Here is a 7,822-nt window from a genome sequence, read left to right as displayed (position 1 = left end):
TGCTCGTCGTGGAGCACAAGCCGGAGGTGATCGCGATCGCCGACCACGTCGTGGACCTCGGCCCGGGCGCCGGTACGGCGGGCGGCTCCGTCTGCTTCGAGGGCACCGTCGAGGGCCTGCGTGCCGGCGGCACCATCACGGGCCGCCATTTCGACGACCGGGCCGCGCTCAAGGACACGGTGCGCAAGCCCACCGGCACTCTGGAGATCCGCGGCGCGAGTACGCACAACCTGCGGGGCGTCGACGTCGACATCCCCCTCGGGGTCCTGGTCGTCGTCACCGGCGTCGCCGGCTCCGGCAAGAGCTCCCTCGTCCACGGGTCGATCCCCGCCGGCGCGGGTGTGGTGTCGATCGACCAGAGCGCGATCCGTGGCTCCAGGCGGAGCAACCCCGCAACGTACACAGGGCTCCTCGAACCGATCCGCAAGGCGTTCGCGAAGGCCAACGGTGTGAAACCGGCACTGTTCAGCGCCAACTCCGAGGGTGCCTGCCCGACCTGCAACGGCGCCGGCGTCGTCTACACCGACCTGGCGATGATGGCCGGTGTCGCCACCACCTGCGAGGAGTGCGAGGGGAAGCGGTTCCAGGCATCCGTGCTGGAGTACCGCCTCGGTGGGCGGGACATCAGCGAGGTGCTCGCGATGCCGGTGGCCGAGGCCGAGGAGTTCTTCGGCAGCGGTGAGGCGCGCACGCCCGCCGCGCACGCCGTTCTCGGACGGCTCGCCGACGTCGGGCTCGGCTACCTCACCCTCGGACAGCCCCTCACCACGCTGTCCGGCGGTGAGCGGCAGCGGCTCAAGCTGGCCACCCACATGGCCGAGAAGGGCGGCGTCTACGTCCTCGACGAGCCCACCGCCGGTCTGCACCTCGCCGACGTCGAGCAGTTGCTCGGGCTGCTCGACCGGCTCGTCGACTCGGGCAAGTCGGTCATCGTCGTCGAGCACCACCAGGCCGTCATGGCGCACGCCGACTGGATCATCGACCTCGGCCCCGGCGCCGGCCACGACGGCGGCCGGATCGTCTTCGAAGGCACACCCGCCGACCTCGTCGCCGCCCGCTCGACCCTCACCGGTGAGCACCTCGCGGACTACGTCGGCAACTGAGCGGGGCGCTCGCGGGCACCATGGGACGGGCTCCGTCCAGGACGAGTCGGGTTGCGGTGCCGGCGGTGCAGCCGGTTTTGATCTCAGACGTGCTGCCACGCACACCAGCCGGTGAGGACCTCATCGGCTGGTGCCGGATCGTCGCCCGCCCCGGCTCGCCGCAGCCACGAGCGAGCGGCTGCCGTCCGATCAGTCCCGATGCGCCGGCCCAGGACCCCTGGATCACGGCTGCGCGCCTTCTGTCAGCAACACTGCCAGGTGGTCCACGAATGCGGTGAGCCAGTCCCGTCGGGGTCCCCTGCGGGCCCTGCGGAATCCATGGCGGCGGCCCCAGAACGCGGCCTGAACGGCGTGGAACTGGGCCCAGCGCCGGACGCGCGCGCGTTCGACCTCCGCCGCCTCGGCGAAGACGTCCAGGACGCGGTGGACAGCCCGGCGCAGGTCGTCCGCTTCGAGGAGTGTCAGGGCGCGCGACTTGAGCAGCGTGCCGCCGTCGTAGGCGGGATCCCCCGCACACCCCTTGGGATCGACGGCCAGCCAGGGCTCGCGGTCGCCACGCAGGATGTTTCCGGCGTGGAGGTCGCCGTGTACGAGAAGATCCGGCTGGACACGACCCAGATCTCGGACGGTCGCCACGGCGGCGTCCACGACACGACGCGGCAGAGCGTGAGCCAGCTCCGCCGCGTCCTGGCGCAGCCCCTCCTCCCAGACCTCGGCCTGCTCACGCAGCCGGGGCAGGCCGGGCGGCGCGGGAACAGCCAGCCGGCGATTGATCCGCCCCGCGACCGTCACCACCTCATCGCCGTCTTGGACCTTCGCGAGGGTCGACGTGTGGACCCGCTCGAGCAGCATCGCGAAACGGTCGTCATCGCGCTCGTGCAGCAGGACGGCTCCGCGCCCACCCCAGGCCACGAACGCATCCGGCTCATGGACGTTGCCGGGATGAGGAAACGACACCTTCACGACTGCTGTGGCGCCGTCTCCGCGTCGGACCGGGACGATGATCCCGACACCGCCGTGTACGACCCCGCCGTCCGGCCCGCATCCCCAGCGCCGCAGCAACTCGTCCACGATCCCGGGTAGTTCGGCGAGCCATGCGGCTCCCACCTCGCCTTCACGCTCCACCGTGGTCCGCGCGAACGCTTCCGGAACTTCGATCATTGGGGAACCTTACGCGCCTGCGTGACACGGACGCCGGGCACGGACCGCAGTCCCGGGATCAAGCCGCGGGCTGTGAGGGCCAGTTGGGCCTGTCCCCGGATGCAGGGGACCGAGCCGCCGCACAGCCAGAAGGGCGCCGCGATGCCGTTTCCATCGTGAACATGCCAATACATCCACGCCACCAGAGTCGGACCGTCGAGGCAGCACACCCGCACCCGGACGGCATCCACTTCACCCGAATGCGCGTCACGGCGCATGGATAATTTGGTCATACTTCACGATGATCAACCTATCGGCAGAAGATCAGGACCAAGGGAGGCAAACGTGCGTCAGCACATGAAAATCGGACTAGCGACGGCCGTGACAGCCATCGCCCTGCTGGGTGGCGCCCCACCGGCCAGCGCATGCTCAGAGCCGGAGACGGACAGCGACTTGACCAACACGGTCGGGACCGAACTGGCCGAGCAGATCACCTGTCAGGTCGGCGAGGGCAACAAGAGCATCACCATCAATCAGACCAACAACATTACGGTCGAAGGCGATCTCGACGGTGAACTCAACAATGTCATCTTCCCTGCGGAGCTGGACTGAGGTCCCGTGCACGGTCGATTAGAGGAATCGTTTTTCTGCGGTCGGCTCAGTCACCGGGCGGCTCAGCTCCCGGCCAGGAGCAGGAGGAACTGAGTTTCCGCGTCGTCCCGCCTCGCGCACACTCCGGGGACCGCGATGACGGCGGCCAGGGCTCGGCACCATCGCAGCACACGATGGGGAGACTGGCCGGGAACCATCCTCGCCAGTTCCTCGATCCTCTGCTCCAACACGGCGAAGTCTGTGACTCCCGCAAGTACCCAGTCCACAGCGTCGAAGTCCGGGTCGCCCCACGCCGGCCTCGGATCGATCGCCACCATGCGGGCGCCCGGACCTGACAGGACGTTGGCCGGGTGCAGATCACCATGGACGAGTCCCACGGGTCCACTGGTGGCGAGTTCCAGGGCCGCCGCCCTGGCCTGATCGAGTACCACCGGGGCCGATCGGCCCACCACGCCCGCCGCCGTCAGCCGTCGTGCGGTCAAGTCGAACACGAAGTCGATCCGGTGTGAGAGAGGCTGCAGTACCGAGTGCTCCCCCGGCGGAGGAGCTGAGCCCCGAAGGTCCCGCAGCAGCGCCGCGACCTCGGGCAAGTCCCAGGCGAGGTGCCGCACCGGCACTCCCGGCTCGACGTTCTCCAGCAGCAGGGCACCGGCGGCGAGGTCGTCGGCCAGCAGGGTGACAACCGACGGGGTCTCCGCCCAGGCCCACAGGGCTTCGGCTTCCTCTCGGGCGATGGCGGGCTGCGGGGTGAGTTTCAGCCACGCCAGGGTGCCCGTGTCACGTCGCACGCAGCGGAACACCCGCGAGGTGCCTCCCCCGCCGGTCGCGAGGGGATCCAGATTCCAGCGAGCAGCGAGTTCGCCGACGAGGGCCGGCAACTCGTCACACCAGGCCGACACCTCCGCTCCGAACCGCACGACAAGCCGCTCCCGGGCCTCCGGCGCGACACACGCCAACTCTCCCAACGCGTCCCCCGCAGGTGGTCGATGCAGTCCTTCGATCCTAGGCCCGACCGACCGTCAAACCGCGAACGTTTCTGCGCGAAGCGCGTTGCCGTGTGCCGTGCCGTCCCCGACGAAGCCGGCCGCGCCGAGCCGGCGCAGTCCGAGCGCGGCCGGGTGCCACTGTCAACGAGCCACCGGTCCGGCCGGCGTGACCGAGCGGCTCGCAGCCACCATCGGCCCTGCGGCCGGCGGCTCCCTGGTGGCGCCGCTCGGCCCCCTGTCGGGAGTTGCGTACTTCCTCACCACCAACCCGGCCTGGCCGCGGCCGGAATGGCGCGAGAGGGACCGCGCGAGCAGGCGAGGCGCCCTGGAACGGGAAGGGCAGGGACGCTGCGGGGCGGCGGTAGCGCCGTACGCGGCGCGGCGCCGCATCCCCAGGGGCTTGTCCCTCCGCAGTGGACGACAAAAAGGAAGGCAAGGAGGTCACCCACTCCTTGCCACTCTCAACGTATAGCGCACTGGGGGGCTTGCGGCAAGGCCCCCGTCGTACCGCAGAATCGTCGGCCGAAGGTCAGATCTTGCGGAAATGGGGGAATCGCGAAGTGCGTGTCCTTTTGATGAGCTATGGGTCGCGCGGAGACGTGGAACCCGTGGCGGCACTGGCGAGGGCACTCCGGAAGCTCGGCGCCGAGGCGCTGGTGTGCGCGCCACCGGACGAGGAGTTCGCCGAGCTTCTGGATGTCGTCGGTGTGGAGCACGTGCCGTTCGGCCCGTCGGTGCGCATGCTGGTGAGCGGGGCGAAGCCGCCGACGCCCGAGGACGCCTTCCGGGTCGCGGCCGAGCTGGTCGACGCCCACTTCGGCCCGGTCGCCCAGGCGGCCGAGGGATGCGACGCGCTGGTGGCGACCGGCCTGATGCCGGCCGGCGCGCGGTCGGTGACCGAGAAACTGGGTATCCACTACGTCTGCGCCTGCTTCCATCCGTTCTCGCTGCCGTCGGCGCACTACCCGCCGCCGGGACGGCCGGGCAAGCCCTTCCCGCCGGGGGAGACCGACAACCGGGTGCTGTGGGCACTGGACGCCGAGAAGGTGAACGCGCTGTACGGTGAGGCGCTCAACAACCACCGGACCTCGATCGGCCTGCCACCGGTGGCCAACGTCCGAGACCATGTCCACACCGACCGTCCGTGGCTTGCGGTGGACCCGGTGCTGGAGCCGCGGCTGGACCTCACGGATCTCGACGTCGTACCGACCGGCGCGTGGATCCTCCCGGACGAACGTCCGCTCCCGGGCGAGCTGTCGGCGTTCCTGGAGGCCGGCGAACCGCCGGTGTACGTGGGCTTCGGCAGCATGCGCATGCACGGCTCCCCGGACGTCGCCCGGGTGGCCATCGAGGCGGTCCGCGCGCAGGGCCGCCGGGTCCTCGTCGGGCGCGGGTGGGCCGACCTGGCCCTGATCGACGACCGGGACGACTGCTTCGTCGTCGGCGAGGTCAACCACCAGGCGCTGTTCCCACGGGTGGCCGCCGTCGTGCACCACGGCGGCGCGGGCACGACCACGACGGCCGCCCGGGCCGGCGCGCCCCAGGTGGTCGTACCCCAGATCGTGGACCAGCCGTACTGGGCCCGCCGGGTGGCCGAGCTGGGCATCGGCGCGGCACACAACGGACCTACCCCGACCGTCCATTCGCTGTCGGCCGCGCTCAGGAAGGCCCTGACCCCCGAGACCCGCGCACGGGCGGCCGCCGTGGCCGGGACGATCCGCACCGACGGAGCAGTGGTGGCCGCGAAGCTGCTGCTCGACGCGGCGGTCTGAGCAGAACCGTTGGCGAACCACACCGGAGCTGATGACGTGAACCCCCTGACCACCAGCGTGTTCGATCTTCCCGACCGCCTCTCCCTCAAGGCCGACCCGACGCTGATCGCCGGCGACGAGCAGCACTTCGCGGCCGTCGCCGAATGCCTCCAGCAGTCGATCGCCGAGCTGTCCGACCGCCTCGACGCGGAGCGCAGGGCGCCCGGCGGCCTGGGACGGCAGGCGATGGACCGGGATGCGGAGATCCACCGACTGACCGCTCGCCTGCGCGCACTGCGTCGCTTCGGTCTGGACCTGTGCCTCGGACACATGGTCGGCGCGGACGGCACCGAGCCCGTGTACGTCGGTCGGCTCGGCCTGACGGACAGCGCGGGCCGGCGGCTGCTGGTCGACTGGCGCTCCCCCGCGGCCGAGCCGTTCTTCGGAGCCACCCACGCCAACCCGATGGGACTGGCGAGCCGCCGCAGGTATCGCTGGACCGGTGGCCGGATCAGCGACTACTGGGACGAGGTCTTCATTCCTGACGGGTTCGCCGGGCACGCCGCGCTCGACGACCAGTCCGCCTTCATCGCCGGCCTGGGCGGCAATCGGTCGCCTCGGATGCGGGACGTGCTCGCCACCATCCAGGCCGACCAGGACGCCGTCATCCGCGCGGGATCCCGCGGCGCTCTCGTCGTCGACGGCGGTCCCGGCACGGGGAAGACCGTCGTCGCTCTGCACCGTGCCGCCTACCTGCTCCACTCCGACCCTCGCCTCGGTGACCGCCGCGGCGGCGTACTGTTCGTCGGCCCGCACCGGCCCTATCTGGCCTACGTCGCCGACGTCCTGCCCAGTCTCGGAGAGGAGGGGGTCCAGACCTGCACCCTGCGGGACCTCGTCACCGAGGGAGCCTCGGCAGGGATCGAGGCCGACCCTGACGTGGCCCGCCTGAAGTCGTCCGCAAACATGGTGAGGGCGATCGAAGCGGGCGTCAGGTTCTACGAGGAGCCGCCCGCCGAGGGGATGACGGTCACGACCCACTGGTCCGACATCCGCTTGGGCGCGGACGACTGGGCCGTGGCGTTCGAAGCAGCCGAACCCGGCACTCCGCACAACGAGGCGCGCGACCAGGTCTGGGAGGAGCTGCTCACGATCCTGGTGGACAAGCACGACGGCGATGTCCCGGCCGACCTGCTCCGCAGGTCGCTGCGGCAGAACAGGGAGCTGCTCTCGGCCTTCAACCGCGCGTGGCCGCTGCTCGAGGCGGCCGACCTCGTCTCGGACCTGTGGTCGGTGCCCGCGTACCTGCGCATGTGCGCTCCCTGGCTCAGCCGCGACGACGTCCAGAAGCTGCAGCGCGAGGACGCCCAGGCGTGGACGGTGTCCGACCTGCCGCTGCTGGACGCGGCACGGCAGCGGCTCGGCGACCCGGAGGCCGCACGCCGCAAACGTCGGAACGACGCCGCTGTCGCCGCCGAACGCGAGCGGATGGCCGACGTCATCGACAACCTGCTCCAGGCCGACGACGACGGTGAGGGAGCGGTGACGATGCTGCTCGGACGGGACCTGCGGGACACCCTGGTCGACAAGACCGCCCTGCCCGGCGCCGACCCGGACCTGCTCGCCGGACCGTTCGCGCACATCGTCGTGGACGAGGCTCAGGAACTGACCGACGCGGAGTGGCAGATGCTGCTGCTGCGATGCCCGTCCCGGAGCCTCACCATCGCCGGGGACCGCGCCCAGGCCAGGCACGGATTCGCAGAATCGTGGCAGGAACGGCTCGAGCGCGTCGGGTTCGACCGGATCAACCTGGCCTCACTGAGCATCAACTACCGGACTCCGGAGGAGATCATGGCGGAGGCCGAGCCGGTCATCCGGGCCGTGCTCCCGGACGCCAACGTGCCGACCTCCATCCGCAGCAACGGCGTCCCTGTCGTACACGGGTCTGTCCCGGATCTGAGCTCGGTCCTCGACGCCTGGCTCGTCGCGCATGCCGACGGGATCGCCTGCGTCATCGGCGACCCCGCGTTCCGGGACATGTCCCGCGTCCGGTCGCTGACGCCGGAGCTGGCGAAGGGGCTGGAGTTCGACCTCGTCGTCCTCATCGACCCGGAGGGGTTCGGCACGGGTGTCGAGGGAGCGGTCGACCGCTACGTCGCGATGACCCGAGCGACGCAGCAGCTCGTCATCCTCACGAGCTCCTGACACCCGCCGGACCAACGCCCGACTT

The 7,822-nt window shown here is 70.6% G+C and carries 6 protein-coding genes; 4 read left to right on the top strand and 2 right to left on the bottom strand.

Translation table 11 applies throughout. The features are described 5' to 3' along the window. On the top strand, positions 1-1,103 hold a 1,103-nt coding region (locus tag C3488_RS30735; protein ID WP_146067955.1), incomplete at its 5' end, for an ATP-binding cassette domain-containing protein. 222 nt (positions 1,104-1,325) lie between these two features. Here C3488_RS30735 and C3488_RS30730 read toward each other — a convergent pair. Then, positions 1,326-2,264, bottom strand: coding sequence for an aminoglycoside phosphotransferase family protein (locus tag C3488_RS30730; protein ID WP_103844156.1), 939 nt, complete (start codon positions 2,262-2,264; stop codon positions 1,326-1,328). Between the two features lie 324 nt (positions 2,265-2,588). On the opposite strand from C3488_RS30730, the gene C3488_RS40260 reads away from it, so the two are divergent. Next, positions 2,589-2,855: a hypothetical protein gene (locus C3488_RS40260; RefSeq protein ID WP_146067954.1), complete on the top strand. Its 267-nt coding sequence runs from the start codon at positions 2,589-2,591 to the stop codon at positions 2,853-2,855. Positions 2,856-2,917: 62 nt separating this feature from the next. On the opposite strand, the gene C3488_RS30725 is transcribed toward C3488_RS40260, so the two are convergent. Next, positions 2,918-3,772 (bottom strand): aminoglycoside phosphotransferase family protein, encoded by an 855-nt coding sequence (locus C3488_RS30725; protein ID WP_258053773.1) that lies wholly within the window; start codon positions 3,770-3,772, stop codon positions 2,918-2,920. A gap of 629 nt (positions 3,773-4,401) precedes the next feature. Here C3488_RS30725 and C3488_RS30715 point away from each other — a divergent pair. Beyond that, positions 4,402-5,613 carry a glycosyltransferase gene (locus C3488_RS30715; protein WP_103844154.1) on the top strand — a complete coding sequence of 404 codons (1,212 nt, stop codon included), beginning with the start codon at positions 4,402-4,404 and terminating at the stop codon, positions 5,611-5,613. 36 nt (positions 5,614-5,649) lie between these two features. Beyond that, on the top strand, positions 5,650-7,797 hold the full coding sequence (gene helR / locus C3488_RS30710; protein WP_103844153.1) for an RNA polymerase recycling motor ATPase HelR: 2,148 nt from the start codon (positions 5,650-5,652) through the stop codon (positions 7,795-7,797). The last annotated feature ends 25 nt before the right edge of the window (positions 7,798-7,822 follow it).

Origin of the sequence: Streptomyces sp. Ru72 (genome assembly GCF_002920635.1) — a bacterium.
Classification (GTDB): Bacteria; Actinomycetota; Actinomycetes; order Streptomycetales; family Streptomycetaceae; genus Streptomyces.
The sequence above is the reverse complement of the archived record's forward strand: the minus strand, read 5'-3'. Positions and strand labels throughout refer to the sequence as shown.

Bases quoted from the DNA above. Each gene is read 5' to 3' on its own strand.
- C3488_RS30730 (WP_103844156.1), bottom strand. From the start codon at position 2,264: ATGATCGAAGTTCCGGAAGCGTTCGCGCGGACCACGGTGGAGCGTGAA.